Annotated in this window: 15 protein-coding genes; all 15 read left to right on the plus strand. The window is 58.5% G+C overall.

Annotated elements, in window-relative coordinates; genetic code table 11:
- Positions 1–20: 20 nt before the first annotated feature.
- On the plus strand, positions 21–716 hold the full coding sequence (gene pseF / locus WLY71_RS08690) for a pseudaminic acid cytidylyltransferase (protein WP_347803242.1): 696 nt from the start codon (positions 21–23) through the stop codon (positions 714–716).
- Positions 713–2212 (plus strand): UDP-2,4-diacetamido-2,4,6-trideoxy-beta-L-altropyranose hydrolase, encoded by a 1500-nt coding sequence (gene pseG / locus WLY71_RS08695; protein ID WP_347803243.1) that lies wholly within the window; start codon positions 713–715, stop codon positions 2210–2212. Before pseF ends, pseG begins: the two co-directional genes overlap by 4 nt.
- Complete coding sequence (pseI, locus tag WLY71_RS08700) at positions 2209–3261, plus strand: pseudaminic acid synthase (protein ID WP_347803244.1); 1053 nt, start codon at positions 2209–2211, stop codon at positions 3259–3261. Before pseG ends, pseI begins: the two co-directional genes overlap by 4 nt.
- A gap of 228 nt (positions 3262–3489) precedes the next feature.
- The gene (locus WLY71_RS08705) at positions 3490–4416 is read left to right on the plus strand and encodes a ketoacyl-ACP synthase III (protein WP_347803245.1); all 927 of its coding nucleotides are present in this window, start codon (positions 3490–3492) and stop codon (positions 4414–4416) included.
- Between the two features lie 96 nt (positions 4417–4512).
- A complete protein-coding gene (locus WLY71_RS08710) occupies positions 4513–5802 on the plus strand; it encodes a motility associated factor glycosyltransferase family protein (protein ID WP_347803246.1) in 1290 nt (429 codons plus the stop codon).
- Positions 5799–6068, plus strand: a complete 270-nt coding sequence (locus WLY71_RS08715) for a hypothetical protein (protein ID WP_347803247.1) — start codon at positions 5799–5801, stop codon at positions 6066–6068. The genes WLY71_RS08710 and WLY71_RS08715 overlap by 4 nt, the downstream gene beginning before the upstream one ends.
- 255 nt (positions 6069–6323) lie before the next feature.
- A complete protein-coding gene (locus WLY71_RS08720) occupies positions 6324–7175 on the plus strand; it encodes a flagellin domain-containing protein (protein ID WP_347803248.1) in 852 nt (283 codons plus the stop codon).
- A 72-nt stretch (positions 7176–7247) separates the two neighbouring features.
- Positions 7248–7613 carry a flagellar protein FlaG gene (locus WLY71_RS08725; protein ID WP_347803249.1) on the plus strand — a complete coding sequence of 122 codons (366 nt, stop codon included), beginning with the start codon at positions 7248–7250 and terminating at the stop codon, positions 7611–7613.
- Positions 7614–7695: 82 nt separating this feature from the next.
- Positions 7696–9126: a flagellar filament capping protein FliD gene (gene fliD, locus WLY71_RS08730; protein ID WP_347803250.1), complete on the plus strand. Its 1431-nt coding sequence runs from the start codon at positions 7696–7698 to the stop codon at positions 9124–9126.
- A gap of 126 nt (positions 9127–9252) precedes the next feature.
- Entirely contained in the window at positions 9253–9648 is a 396-nt protein-coding gene (gene fliS / locus WLY71_RS08735; protein ID WP_347803251.1) for a flagellar export chaperone FliS, read from the plus strand.
- Between the two features lie 10 nt (positions 9649–9658).
- Positions 9659–9955: a flagellar protein FliT gene (gene fliT, locus WLY71_RS08740; RefSeq protein WP_046054272.1), complete on the plus strand. Its 297-nt coding sequence runs from the start codon at positions 9659–9661 to the stop codon at positions 9953–9955.
- A gap of 174 nt (positions 9956–10129) precedes the next feature.
- Positions 10130–11605 carry a sigma-54 dependent transcriptional regulator gene (locus WLY71_RS08745; protein ID WP_347803252.1) on the plus strand — a complete coding sequence of 492 codons (1476 nt, stop codon included), beginning with the start codon at positions 10130–10132 and terminating at the stop codon, positions 11603–11605.
- A 128-nt stretch (positions 11606–11733) separates the two neighbouring features.
- Entirely contained in the window at positions 11734–12939 is a 1206-nt protein-coding gene (locus WLY71_RS08750) for a sensor histidine kinase (RefSeq protein WP_347803253.1), read from the plus strand.
- A 5-nt stretch (positions 12940–12944) separates the two neighbouring features.
- Positions 12945–14330, plus strand: coding sequence for a sigma-54-dependent response regulator transcription factor FleR (gene fleR, locus WLY71_RS08755; protein WP_347803254.1), 1386 nt, complete (start codon positions 12945–12947; stop codon positions 14328–14330).
- Between the two features lie 278 nt (positions 14331–14608).
- Positions 14609–14938 carry a flagellar hook-basal body complex protein FliE gene (fliE, locus tag WLY71_RS08760; RefSeq protein WP_008151056.1) on the plus strand — a complete coding sequence of 110 codons (330 nt, stop codon included), beginning with the start codon at positions 14609–14611 and terminating at the stop codon, positions 14936–14938.
- The last annotated feature ends 14 nt before the right edge of the window (positions 14939–14952 follow it).

Consider the following 14952-nt stretch of genomic DNA (forward strand, 5'->3'; position numbering starts at 1 on the left):
GACTTGAGGAGTAGTGACTCTTGAGCTGTGTTGCGATCATCCCGGCCCGCGGTGGCAGCAAGCGAATCCCGCGCAAGAACCTCAAGCCGTTCGACGGCGTGCCGATGATCGTCCGTTCGATTCGCAAGGCGCAGGAGTCGAATCTGTTCGACCAGGTGATCGTCAGCACCGACGATGAAGAGATCGCCGAGGTCGCACGGGCCAATGGGGCTCAAGTGCCGTTCATTCGGCCCGCGGCGCTTGCCGACGATTTCACCGGGACCGCAGCGGTGATCGTGCATGCCTTGAAGCAATTGCCAGCGTTCGACTATGCCTGCTGCATCTACGCGACGGCGCCGTTGTTGCAGGCGCGTTATCTGCGTCAGGGGCGTGAATTGCTCGTGCAGCATCCGGACAAGTCTTTCGCGTTTTCAGTCGCCGGTTTTGGCTTCCCGGTGCAACGGGCCTTGACCCTCGACGAACAGGGCGCCTTGACCTCGCTCTACCCGGAATTTCGCGATACCCGTTCGCAGGATTTGGCCGAAGCTTTTCAAGATGCCGGCCAGTTCTACTGGGGGCGTAGCGAAGCCTGGTTGCGTGGCGATGTGCTGTTCTCGCCGGCGAGCCTGCCGGTGATTCTGCCACGGCATCTGGTGCAGGACATCGACACGCTTGAGGACTGGAAGCGTGCCGAATACCTCTACGCCGCCTTGAAGGCGGGTGGTGAACTGCAATGAGAGTGCTGATCCGCGCTGATGCATCGCCGATCATTGGCAGCGGCCATATCGCCCGCTGCCTGACCCTGGCCAGGATGTTGCGCAAGCAGGGCTCGCATGTTGCCTTCGCGTGTCGTCTGTTGCCGGGGCATCGGCTGAACAGTCTGCGGGCCGAGGGTTTCGAGACTTTCGCGCTGCCGGAGCGCTATCCCGATGAAGACCCACAGCAGGCCATCGAGTCGATGCTGCCGTGGCAAGCGGACATCGCTGCGCTGGGGCAAGCACTGGAAAGTCATCCAGCTTTCGACTGGATCATCGCCGACCACTATGGCCTCGATCATCATTGGCAGACTGCCGCGCGCCGCTGGGCTCCAAGAATTGCGGCGGTGGATGATTTGGCCACTCGGCAATACAGCGTCGATCTGCTGCTCAATCAAAATCTGTCGGGCACGCCAGAGGCTTATGTCTCACTGCTGACGCCCGATTGCCAGACTTTGCTCGGCCCACGGTTTGCCCTGCTGCGCGATGAGTTCTGTTGCCCGGCGATCGAGATCAAACCTCGAGCCAGGCGCGTACTGGTGAACTTTGGCGGTTTCGATGCGGCCATGCAGACCCATCACGCGATGTTGGCGCTGGCGGACTTCCATGAGCTGGAAATCGATTTCGTGGCGGGTGCCGACAATCCCGCCTTGGAGCAGATGCAGGGTTTGGTGGACTATCGTCCGAACTGGCGTTTGCACAGTTTTGTCAGCGACTTCTACCGGCTGATGACCGAGGTCGATCTGTTCATTGGTGCCGGTGGCGGTACCAGCTGGGAGCGGGCGGCCATGGGGCTGCCAACGATCTGCATTGCGGTCTCGAATAATCAGCAGGCCAACGGCGAGGTGATGGCGACCTCGGGTGCTCATGTGTTCCTGGGCAGCCGCGAGCAGGTCAGCGTCGAGCAGTTGCGCCAGACCAGCGGTTTTGTCGTGGGCAATCAGGGGATTCGTCAGAGTCTGGCCGAACGTTCGCGGCAGTTGGTCGATGGCCGTGGGGCGCAGCGTGTGGCGGCGGCGCTGGCGGGGGCGGTGTTGCAGGTTCGTCAGGCCACGCAGGACGATGCGCAATTGTTGTTCGACGGGCGCAATGCCGAGGCGGTACGGCGCTGGTCGCTGGACACCCACGTCATCGACTGGCAGCGACATCAGGCCTGGCTGGCCGCGAGCCTGAGCAACCCGCGGCGGTTGCTGTTGATCGCCGAGGCAGATGATGGCCCGGTCGGTGTGCTGCGTTATGACCTTGACGATGCTCGTGCCGAAGTCTCGATTTACTTGTTCGAAAGCCGAATCGGCCTGGGCTGGGGCAGGGCGCTGCTGGCGCGGGGCGAAGCCTTCGTCACCGCTCATTGGTCGTCACTGGAAGCCATCACCGCTCAGGTGCTGCCGGCCAACCAAGCGTCGCTGAAAGTTTTCCGCGAGGCAGGTTTCACTCAGAGTGCTTGTGCGTTCACACGCGATTTAAAGGATCACCCATGACCAGTTTCAAGATCGGCAACCGCTCGATCGGTGCCGATGCGCCGCCGTTCATCATTGCCGAAATGAGCGGCAACCATAACCAGTCGCTGGAGGTGGCGCTGCAAATCGTCGAAGCCGCGGCCCAGGCCGGCGCGCACGCCTTGAAGCTGCAAACCTATACCGCCGAGACCATGACGCTGGACCTGTCCGAAGGCGAGTTCTTCATCAAGGATCCCAACAGCTTGTGGGCCGGTTCTTCGCTGTACGCGCTGTACGAGAAGGCCCATACGCCATGGGAATGGCACGCGCCGATTTTCGCTCGGGCTAAAGAGCTGGGCATGCTGGCGTTCTCCACACCATTCGATGACACCGCCGTGGACTTCCTCGAAAGCCTGGACGTGCCGGCCTACAAGATCGCCAGTTTCGAGAACACCGATCTGCCGTTGATCCGGCGGGTCGCTGCCACCGGCAAGCCGCTGATCATCTCCACCGGCATGGCCAGCATCGCCGAGCTCGATGAAACCGTGCGTGCAGCCCGTGAGGCCGGTTGCAAGGACCTGGTGTTGCTCAAGTGCACCAGCACGTACCCGGCGACGCCAGCCAACAGTAATGTGCGCACCATCCCTCATCTGCGCGAGTTATTTGGCTGTGAAGTCGGTTTGTCCGATCATTCGATGGGCGTCGGCGTGTCCGTCGCTGCGGTTGCGCTGGGGGCGACGGTGGTGGAAAAACACTTCACCCTTGACCGTGCCGCCGGTGGCGTGGACGCCAGTTTCTCCCTGGAACCAGCCGAACTCGCCAGCCTGGTGATCGAAACCGAACGCGCCTGGCAGGCCATGGGCCAAGTGCATTACGGCGTGACCGAGGCCGAGCGCAAGTCTCTGGTATACCGTCGTTCGTTGTACGTCACTCAGGACATGGTTGCCGGTGAGCCTTTCACCGTCGCCAATCTGCGGGCCATCCGGCCTGGCTTGGGGCTGGCTCCCAAACACGCTGAAACCCTTCTGGGCCGCCGCGCCCGCCAGGCCATCAAGCGCGGAACGCCGCTGGACTGGTCGCTGGTCGAATAATCCCTTGTGGGGCTGATTCGGCAAAATAGCGTGACCTGCGAGTCATAACGCGCATCTTCACTGTATTGTATAAAAAGGGGAGATGGCGCCTGGACTGTTTTTAGCCCAGTGATGGCCTTCTATTCTTCCCGCTGTCACCCGTTGAGGGCGACGTTATTCGTTGTTTGTCGGCGCCCCTCGAATCCTTGCGAGCGGTGGTATTGGGCTGTTTATTATTGGGAAGCCGTAATGATTGGCATAAAGAGCATTGCGAGCTACGTTCCTGTAGCCGGCGTGGACAATTACGCACAAGGTGCAAAATTCGAAAAGGATGAAGAGTTCATCCTGGGCAAGATCGGTTCGGCTTTCCTGCCGCGTAAAGATGCAGGGCAAGAAACTTCGGACCTGTGTGTCGAAGCAGTCAACGCGCTGTTCGCCAACAATCCAGAATTGAAGCGCGAAGCCATCGACGTGCTGATCGTCGTTACCCAGAACGGTGACGAAGAAGGTCTGCCACACACCGCCGCCATCGTTCAGGACAAACTGGGCCTGCCGACGACCGTGGCTGCATTCGACATTTCCCTGGGCTGCTCCGGTTACGTCTACGGCATCTACGCCATCAAAGGCTTCATGGAAGCCGCGGGGCTGAAGAATGGCTTGCTGGTGACCGCCGATCCATACTCCAAGATCGTCGACCCGGAAGACCGCAACACCACCATGCTTTTCGGCGATGCCGCCACCGCCACCTGGATGGCCGAAGATGCGCCATGGCAGTTGGGCAAGGCCAAGTTCGGCACCGACGGTTCCGGCGCGCCGCACCTGAAGGTTTCCGACGGGGTGTTCTTCATGAACGGCCGTCAGGTCTTCAACTTCGCGCTGCTCAAAGTGCCGGCGCATTTGCATGAATTGCTCGCTGACTCGGGGCTGACGGCTGACGACATCGATGCCTTCTGCATTCACCAGGGCAGCGCGGCGATTGTCGACGCCGTGGCGCGGCGTTTCGAGGGCGAGCCCGAGAAGTTCATCAAGGACATGGTCGAGACCGGTAATACCGTGTCGTCGAGCATTCCGTTGCTGCTGGAAAAACATGTGCTCGATTCCAAGTGGAAGCGTGTGGCACTCAGCGGTTTCGGTGTTGGTTTGTCTTGGGGGTCGGCGATCATCTATCGTCCTTGAACCTCGGCTCTTTAGTCAAAGAAAGCCAGGCAAAAAAAAGCGTTCAAGGTGTAACCTTGAACGCTATTTTTTTGCCCGAATGAAAAGCGAGGCTGCATGAGCGAGTTCTTTGAGCGCAACGCCGAGGTCATACAGCGCCGCTGGCCGCTGCTGTCTGCGCGCTTGCTGGTTGAAGACGCGAGCCTGTTGCAGGCCGATCTGGTCGAAGGCCTGGGCTCGACGTTGAGCATCAACGGCATTCAATTGACCAGTCGCCATGACCGCAATCGCGAGGCCAGGCTTCAGGCCGACAGTCTGCCCGACAGTCCGGTGGTGCATGTCTACGGCACCGGATTGGGCGATCTGCAGATGGAGCTACTGCAGCGCGTCGGGCTTGAACGTTTATACGTACACATCCTCAACGGCGCGGTATTTGCGTTGGTGCTGCAATTGCTCGATCAGCAGCAGTGGCTCAGCGATCCGCGGGTCGAGCTGTTGTATGCCGGTGATCTGGCGGAAATCCAGCTGCCGTTCTTTGCCTTGCCGTCCGAGCTGGTGCTGGCCGATGGCTTCAATGCCAAGATCCGCGATCGCCTGATCAGCGAAACTCACCTGACCTTTAACAACCGTGAGTTCGACCCTCAGGCTCCCGACATCGTCGAGCGCTTGCAGGCTAGCCTGGAGCTGGTGCAGACCGATCGCGATGTGACCGAGTTGTTCGGTTCGCGCAAAGGGCAGGAGGTGTTCGTCATTGCCACGGGCCCGAGCCTTGAACAGCACTTCGAGACCTTGCACACGATTCGCAATCAGGCCGAGCGGCCGTTGTTCATCTGTGTCGATACGGCCTACCGACCGCTGCTCAATCACGGGATCCGCCCCGATGTGGTGGTCAGCATCGACCAGCGTATTTCGGCCCGCCACCTGCCGTCCGAAGGCACCGCCGATATTACCCTGGTGTATATGCCCATGGTCGACCCTCAGGTGCTGGCGGCCTGGCAAGGGCCGCGATATGCCGGTTATTCCGCCAGCCCGATCTACCAACAATTGCGTCGGCAATGGCCCAAGGGTGAGCTGTATGTCGGCGGCAGTGTGATTCATCCGGCAGTGGACCTGGCGGTGAAGATGGGCGCGGCGCAGATCACCCTGTTCGGTGCCGACTTCGCCTTTCCCAACAACAAGACCCACGCGGGCTGGAACGATGGCGACCTGGGGCCGCAACTGGGCGCCGCCAAACACTGGGTGCTCGATGGTAACGGTCAACGCATCAAGACCCAGCTCAATTTTCGCAGTTATCTATGTGAGCTGGAGCGCTTTATCGCAGGGCATCCTCAGGTGCGCTTCTATAACAGCAGCCGGGCAGGGGCGATGATCGCCGGTACGGCTTTTCATCCGGAGTTGGCGTCATGATTGGGCTTGAATCCTTTGTCGTCGACTCAGAGCAATGCGCGGCATTGTTCCGTTTGGGGCGTGATGTAGAAGCCGGGCTGGCGATGATCGAGCTGATGGGGGCCGTGCAACCGTCCTTTGATCTGACGCTGCAGGTTACGCAGCAGCAGTGGGTATTGTTGCTCGGCCAGATACTCGAGTGTCAGGAGGCGCAGAACTGGCTGGCACTGGCGGACTATCTGGAATACGAACTGGTCCAGTTGCTGCGCGACAGTCTGTCCATTTAAACAATTTCTCTTCTGCCGGTGCCGGCGAGTCCTCGCCAATCTGTCACCGGCATTTCCCTGACGTCATTTTTTCGCTGCGCTCACGCTGGCAAACCCTTGAATTACGGGGGGGGTGGCAACGTGATGGCAAATTTTTTTGAAAATCCCCTAAAGCAAGTTGCAATCCCGACGATAACTATTACGAAGGTTCTCTAGGCCATACCCGGCGGTTGCCAGGGCCGGAAGCCGCAGTACCCAACCAACGAGGAATTCGTCATGGCTTTAACAGTAAACACTAACGTTACATCGTTGAACGTTCAGAAAAACCTGAACCGTGCTTCCGACGCTCTGTCGACTTCGATGACTCGCCTGTCTTCCGGTCTGAAAATCAACAGCGCTAAAGACGACGCCGCGGGCCTGCAAATCGCTACCCGTATGACTTCGCAGATCCGTGGTCAGACCATGGCTATAAAAAACGCCAACGACGGTATCTCGATCGCTCAGACCGCTGAAGGCGCGATGCAAGAATCGACTAACATTCTGCAGCGTATGCGTGAACTGGCTGTTCAATCGCGAAACGACTCGAACGGCACTGCTGACCGTGCTGCTCTGAACAAAGAATTCGCTTCGATGTCGGACGAGCTGACTCGTATCGCCAAGTCGACCAACCTGAACGGCAAAAACCTGATCGACGGCACCGCTGGCACCATGACCTTCCAGGTGGGCTCCAACACCGGCGCTACCAACCAGATCACTTTGACCTTGGCCAGCGGCTTCGACGCAGTGACCCTGTCGGTTGACAAGGCTACCGTTCAGATCACTGGTGACAGCTCGGGTACCGCTGAAGCTTCGATGAACAACGCGCTGACCAAAATCGACGCCGCTCTGGCCACGATCAACTCCAGCCGTGCTGACCTCGGTGCTGCACAAAACCGTCTGACCAGCACCATCTCCAACCTGCAGAACATCAACGAAAACGCCAGTGCTGCACTGGGTCGCGTACAAGATACCGACTTCGCTTCTGAAACTGCACAGCTGACCAAGCAACAAACTCTGCAGCAAGCTTCCACCGCAATTCTGGCCCAGGCCAACCAACTGCCATCCGCTGTACTGAAACTGCTTCAGTAATAGCTGGATGAGTTTTGGCGAGGGAGTGCGCACGTCGCGCTCCTTCGCTTTTTACTTTAAGAGGTGATGGACATGGATATGAGCGTCAAGCTGAACTTGTCTTATCCTGCGGCCAAGCAGGCGACGACTGTTGCCGATAAGCATGCGGAAAAGCCTCGAGCGGTAGTTGCTCCAGTAACTGCCGTCAAGGACGAAGGTAAGAGCGAACAGACCGAGCAGGACAAACTGAAGGTAGCTGTTCAGGAAATTGAAAAGTTCGTTCAGTCGGTCAAGCGCAATCTGGAATTCTCGATCGACGAGCCTTCGGGCAAAGTGGTCGTCAAAGTCATTGCCAGCGAATCCGGTGAGGTGATCCGTCAGATCCCCAACGAAGAAGTCCTGAAACTGGCCAATAGTTTGAATGATGCAAGCAGCCTGTTGTTCAGCGCTAAAGTCTGACAACTGGCACGAATTTTGTTGCTATGTTCTTTTGGGCGTTGTAGTGGTCAAAAGGCCGGCGACACACTGAAGGGAGTTTCACATGGCAAGTCCAATTCTACCGGGCACAGGTTTAGGTTCCGGCCTTGATACTGGTGCTATCGTCAAAGCCTTGGTGAACGCCGATAAAGCGGCCAAGCAAGGTCAGATCGATCGTGGAGCCGCGACGAATACGTCGAGCATTTCCGGGATTGGTACCTTGAAGTCGCTGTTGGCGACGTTCCAGAAAACCCTCACCGACCTGGGGAGCACCACAAGCCCTCAGTTCACCGGTTTTGCGGCAACGTCCTCCGACCTCAAAGTGTTGACCGCCACGTCCAGTAACGCGGCTGTTTCCGGTAGCTATGTAGTGGACGTCACCAAGCTTGCGACCTCGTCGAAGGTTGCCAGCGCGGCATTTTCCGGTGGTACAACCAGTGCGATCCCGGCGGGTACGCTGACCATCACCCAGAATGGCAAAAGCTACCCGGTCACAGTGGGTGCAGGTGCGACGCTGCAATCGGTGCGCGACTCGATCAACACCCAATATCAGTCCAGTGGTTTGAGCGCCAACATCGTGACCGACAGCTTTGGCTCGCGGCTGGTGCTGGGTTCCACGACCACGGGCGCAGGTTCCGATATTTCGGCCAGCGGTATCGCGGGTCTGGAAATCGACGGCTCGGTCAAAATGGCTGCTACGCCAACCGCCACCTCCTCGGGCGCCATCGGCGAGCTGGCTCAGGATGCGGTGTTCACCGTCGATGGACTGTCGCTGACCAGTAAATCGAATACGGTCGACAAGTCGATTTCGGGGTTGACCCTGAACCTGCTGGCAGTCGGCAAATCGACCGTCAACGTCGCGTCCAACAATGACGGACTGAAGGCGTCGATCCAGAAGTTCGTCGATGCGTACAACGCCGTCGCCAACGCTGTGACTTCTTTGACCAAGCCTTCCCTGGACGACGATGGCAACCCGACTATTGCCGGCCCGCTGACGGGTGACCCGTTGCCGCGTTCGATCCTTGATGCCCTGCGCGGGCCTCTGTCCCAGACGGGTGCCGGGGACAAGCTCACTGTGCTGTCGCAGCTGGGGATTACCACTAACCAGAAGACTGGCGCTCTGGATTTCGATTCAACGAAATTCACTGCTGCCATGAATGATAAAAAACTGGGTGGTGAAGTTCAGACGCTGTTTACCGGAACCAATGGTCTGATTGAGCGCATGAACAATGCGATCAAACCATTTACCACATCGAAACTGGTCAATGGCCAAAGCGTCGACTCCATTCTGGATGCGCGCTCCAAGGCACTGGATGTGACCAAGAAGCGTCTGACCAATGATCAGGCCGCCCTGGACCGCCGAATCGAGACCCTGACCGCGGTACTGACCAAAAAGTACAACGACATGGATACTCTGGTCGGCAAGCTGAAAGCGACAGCCAGTAACATCACGTCGATGTTCGAAGCGATGACTGCGCAACAGAAGAACTCGTAGCACTCACAGTGCCAAAAGCCCGGCAGCGTTTTCACGCTCCGGGCTTTTTGTTTTTGAATCTAAAGTTTTTTGACGCGTCGTCGATACACTGGTTATACGAACCACAGATTTCTGATGAGGTACAACATGAATCCAATGTTAGCCCTTCGCCAATACCAGAAGATTGGCGCTCAGGCGCAAACGTCCGAAGCCAGCCCTCATCGTCTGGTGCAGATGCTGATGGAGGGTGGACTGGATCGTATTGCGCAGGCCAAAGGCGCGATGGAGCGCAAGGACATCGCCAATAAAGGCGTTCTGATCGGCAAGGCCATCGGCATTGTCGGTGGACTGCGTGAAGGTCTGGATCTGGAAAACCAGGCCGAGTCAGTGGGTGAGCTGGATAACCTCTACACCTACATGATGAAGCGTCTGGCCGAAGCCAACATCAAGACAGATCCAAAGATTCTCGACGAAGTCGCTGATTTGCTTCGCACCGTCAAAGACGGCTGGGATGCTATCGCCGCGCCGGGTCCGCAGTTTTAAGGAGATCACCATGAGTCTTGTATTGCAGCGAATCGAACAAACCCGTGATGGCCTGGTCGGTGCTTTGGCTGAGCGTAACTGGGAAGCCATTGGTGAATTGGACCTGGCTTGCCGTTCCTGCATGGAAGATGTCTTGAGTGAAGCTTCGGTGGACGAGGCCGCGTTGCGCGATAACCTTGAGGAGTTGCTGGGGGTGTATAAACAGCTTCTGGAGGCGGCGACAGGGGAGAGGCAAGCGATAGTGGATGAGATGTCGCAGATCCACCAAGCACAGAGCGCGGCAAAGGTTTACCATCTGTTTGGTTGATTAACCGTCAGTTAATACAAACATAGTGCGCCATAAATTTGACTGTGCACGGTTTTTTGACTTAACTAGTGGCTGGTTGAACATTTCAGGCGTCTACAGGCATCAACGTGTCTGCAAGCGTCTAGCTTGCCCCCTCATTTCGGGCATTGAGTTGACTAGGGAAGTTGCTATTGCATGTGGCGTGAAACCAAAATTCTGCTGATTGATGACGATAGCGTCCGCCGTCGCGACTTGGCGGTGATATTAAATTTTCTTGGCGAAGAAAATTTACCCTGCGGTAGCCATGACTGGCAGCAGGCTGTCGGCTCATTGTCGTCAAGTCGCGAAGTAATCTGTGTCCTCATCGGGACGGTCAATGCGCCTGGCGTACTCGTGGGCTTGTTAAAGACACTCTCAACCTGGGATGAGTTCCTTCCGGTTTTGTTAATGGGCGATAATTCTTCCGTTGACTTGCCAGAAGACCAGCGTCGCCGAGTGCTTTCGACCCTCGAAATGCCACCCAGCTACAGCAAGTTGCTCGACTCCCTGCACCGTGCCCAGGTCTATCGCGAGATGTACGACCAGGCCCGCGAGCGCGGTCGTCATCGCGAACCCAATCTTTTCCGCAGTCTTGTCGGCACCAGTCGGGCGATTCAACACGTCCGTCAGATGATGCAGCAAGTCGCCGACACCGACGCCAGTGTGCTGATCCTCGGTGAGTCCGGGACCGGCAAGGAAGTGGTCGCGCGCAACCTGCACTATCACTCCAAGCGTCGTGACGCGCCGTTCGTACCGGTCAACTGCGGGGCGATCCCGGCCGAGTTGCTGGAAAGCGAACTGTTTGGCCACGAGAAGGGCGCCTTCACCGGGGCAATCACCAGCCGCGCCGGGCGTTTCGAACTGGCCAATGGCGGCACGCTGTTCCTCGATGAAATCGGTGACATGCCGTTGCCGATGCAGGTGAAGTTGCTGCGCGTATTGCAGGAACGCACCTTCGAGCGCGTGGGCAGCAACAAGACCCAAAGCGTCGATGTGCGGATCATCGCGGCAACCCACAAGAATCTCGAAAGCATGATCGAGATCGGTACCTTCCGCGAAGACTTGTACTACCGCCTGAACGTGTTCCCGATCGAAATGGCGCCACTGCGCGAGCGTGTCGAAGACATTCCGCTGCTGATGAACGAGTTGATCTCGCGCATGGAGCACGAGAAGCGTGGGTCGATCCGTTTCAATTCCGCGGCGATCATGTCGCTGTGCCGCCACGGCTGGCCGGGCAACGTCCGCGAGCTCGCCAACCTGGTGGAGCGCATGGCGATCATGCACCCGTACGGGGTGATCGGCGTGGTCGAACTGCCGAAGAAATTCCGTTACGTCGATGACGAAGATGAGCAACTGGTCGACAGCTTGCGCAGCGATCTTGAAGAGCGCGTGGCCATCAACGGTCATACTCCGGACTTCTCGGCCGGCGCCATGCTGCCGCCGGAAGGTCTGGACCTGAAGGACTACCTCGGTGGTCTGGAACAAGGGCTGATTCAGCAGGCGCTGGATGATGCCAATGGCATCGTGGCGCGCGCGGCAGAGCGGCTGCGTATTCGTCGCACCACGCTGGTGGAAAAGATGCGCAAGTACGGTATGAGCCGTCGTGACGGTGATGAACAGGCAGATGATTGACGCCTGTTTTTCAAGTCCTTCATTTGTAGGCGGTTTTTTTTAGGCACGGGTATTGCTACATCCCTCGCAACGTTCCGTTTAACTGACGGTCAGCCAAGCGAGAGAGCACGATGCCCCAAGCCGCCCAGATGTCTCCTGTCCCTGACGCTTCGGGACAACCGTCGTCCGTAGAGCAGGCGAGCCGGCTTGGCCTTGAGCAGGCGTTTGCACTGTTCAACCAGATGTCGAGCCAATTGACCGATTCCTACAGCATGCTCGAAGCCCGGGTCACCGAGCTCAAGGGTGAACTGGCAGTGGTCAGCGCTCAGCGCATGCAGGAACTGGCTGAAAAAGAACGCCTCGCCAACCGGCTGCAAAACCTCCTCGATCTGTTGCCCGGCGGCGTCATCGTCATCGACGTCCAAGGCATCGTGCGCGAAGCCAACCCCGCTGCCTGTGAGCTGCTCGGTCTACCCCTTGAAGGCGAGTTGTGGCGTCATGTCATTGCCCGCTGCTTTGCGCCCCGTGAAGACGACGGTCACGAAATCTCGCTCAAGGACGGTCGGCGTTTGTCGATCTCCACTCGCTCGCTGGATGCCGAGCCCGGTCAGTTGGTGTTGCTCAACGACCTGACTGAAACCCGTCATCTGCAAGATCAGTTGGCCCGCCACGAACGTCTGTCGTCCCTCGGCCGAATGGTCGCTTCGCTGGCTCATCAGATTCGTACCCCCTTGTCCGCCGCCTTGCTCTACGCCAGTCATTTGACTGAGCAGGCGTTGCCGGTCGAGACCCAGCAACGTTTTGCCGGGCGCCTGAAAGAGCGTCTGCATGAGTTGGAGCATCAGGTTCGCGACATGCTGGTGTTTGCTCGCGGCGAGCTGCCGCTGACCGATCGCGTCACGCCCAAAATGTTGATGCAGTCGCTGCAGGCGGCAGCACTGACCCATGTGCAGGACCTGCCGATTCGCTGGCAGTGCGACAGTCATTCCGGCGAGTTGTTGTGCAATCGCGACACGTTGGTCGGGGCGATCCTGAACCTGATCGAGAACGCCATCCAGGCCAGTGGCGGTGACGTCCGCTTGAAGGTCCACCTCTACACCCGCGACAACAACCTGCGCGTATCTGTCAGTGACAGCGGCAGTGGCATCGACACGAAAGTGCTGGCACGACTCGGCGAGCCGTTTTTTACCACTAAAACCACCGGAACCGGCCTCGGCCTGACCGTGGTCAAGGCAGTGACGCGTGCTCATCAAGGAGAATTGCAGCTGCGCTCGCGGCTCGGTCGCGGCACGGTCGCGCAGGTGATCCTGCCACTTTTTTCTGGTGAAAAGCCCAGCGCTCAGGGAGCGGAGTGAAGTACATGGCAATCAAGGTTTTACTGGTCGAGGATGACCGTGCGCTACGCGAAGCATTGGCCGATACGCTGTTGCTCGCCGGGCACGATTTCAAAGCCGTCGGTTCGGCGGAAGAAGCGCTGGCAGCGGTCGGTGTCGAGGCGTTCAACCTGGTGCTGAGTGACGTCAACATGCCGGGCATGGACGGCCATCAACTGCTCGGATTGCTGCGCACTCGTCAGCCGCAGCTGCCGGTGTTGCTGATGACGGCTCACGGCGCCGTGGAGCGGGCAGTCGATGCGATGCGCCAGGGCGCGGCGGATTACCTGGTCAAGCCATTCGAGCCCAAAGCCTTGCTCGATCTGGTGGCGCGTCATGCGTTGGGCAGTCTCGGTGCGACCGAGGGCGAGGGGCCTGTAGCGTTCGAGCCGGCCAGTGCGCAATTGCTGGAACTGGCCGCGCGGGTGGCGCGCAGTGATTCCACGGTGTTGATCTCCGGTGAGTCAGGGACCGGCAAGGAAGTGCTGGCGCGTTACATCCATCAGCACTCTCACCGCGCCAGTCAGCCGTTCATTGCGATCAACTGTGCAGCGATCCCGGACAATATGCTGGAAGCCACCTTGTTCGGTCACGAAAAGGGTTCGTTCACTGGTGCCATCGCAGCGCAGGCCGGCAAGTTCGAGCAAGCTGATGGCGGCACGATCCTGCTCGATGAAATCTCCGAAATGCCCCTGGGCCTTCAGGCCAAGTTACTGCGGGTATTGCAGGAGCGCGAAGTCGAGCGAGTCGGCGCACGCAAGCCGATCACGCTGGACATTCGAGTGGTCGCCACCACCAACCGTGACCTGGCCGGTGAAGTGGCAGCGGGGCGTTTTCGTGAAGACCTTTACTATCGCCTGTCGGTGTTTCCGCTGGCCTGGCGTCCGTTGCGCGAACGTACCGCCGACATCCTGCCATTGGCCGAGCGTCTTCTCGCCAAGTACGTCAATAAAATGAAGCATGCCGCGGCAAGGCTGTCGCCTGAGGCTCAGGCGTGCCTGGTCGGTTATCCGTGGCCGGGTAACGTGCGTGAGCTGGATAACGCGATTCAGCGGGCGCTGATCCTGCAGCAGGGCGGATTGATACAGCCTGAGGATTTCTGTCTGGCCGGGCCGGTCGCCTGTGCGCCGCTGCCAGCCTTGGCGCCAAAGTCCGTGCGAGCCGTGGAGGTCGAATCCGAGTCGGCCGGGGCGCTGGGTGATGACCTGCGTCGCCGTGAATTCCAGATGATCATCGACACCTTGCGCTCCGAGCGCGGTCGTCGCAAAGAGGCCGCCGAGCGCTTGGGCATCAGCCCGCGCACCCTGCGTTACAAGCTGGCGCAGATGCGTGATGCCGGCATGGATGTGGAAGCTTACCTGTTCGCCACCTGATTCCATTTTGGTAGCAGCTGGCGAAGCCTGCGTCCGGCTGCGCAGCAGTCGTGAAATCAGTCAGCGCGGTGTTTCAGAAAGACCGAGTGTTCAGGTTTTACGACTGCTACGCAGCCGGACGCAGGCTTCGCCAGCTGCTACAGATTGCATTAAGGATGGGCTTTTGTTTAGAGCGACCACGGAGCTGGCACCCTTGTTGCTAACACCTCACTACCCGCCGAGTGAGTGTCAAAAAAATCGCGGGTCGCCAAAGACGTAGCTCGTCAAAGAGAGAAACCATGAGCCAAGGTATTGAATTCAATCGATTGATGCTGGACATGCGCTCCATGCAAATGGATGCCATGTCTGCGTCGAAATCGACTGCCGCTGTTCCTGAAATGGGTGGCAGCAGCTTTTCCGACATGCTCGGTCAGGCCGTCAATAAAGTGAACGACACCCAGCAGGCGTCCAGTCAGTTGGCCAGTGCCTTCGAGATTGGCAAAAGTGGCGTCGACCTGACGGACGTGATGATTTCCTCGCAGAAGGCCAGCGTGTCTTTTCAAGCGTTGACCCAAGTACGCAACAAGCTGGTTCAGGCATACCAAGACATCATGCAGATGCCGGTTTAAGGACGAATTGAGTC

Source organism: Pseudomonas rossensis (assembly GCF_039888995.1).
Lineage (GTDB): Bacteria > Pseudomonadota > Gammaproteobacteria > Pseudomonadales > Pseudomonadaceae > Aquipseudomonas > Aquipseudomonas rossensis.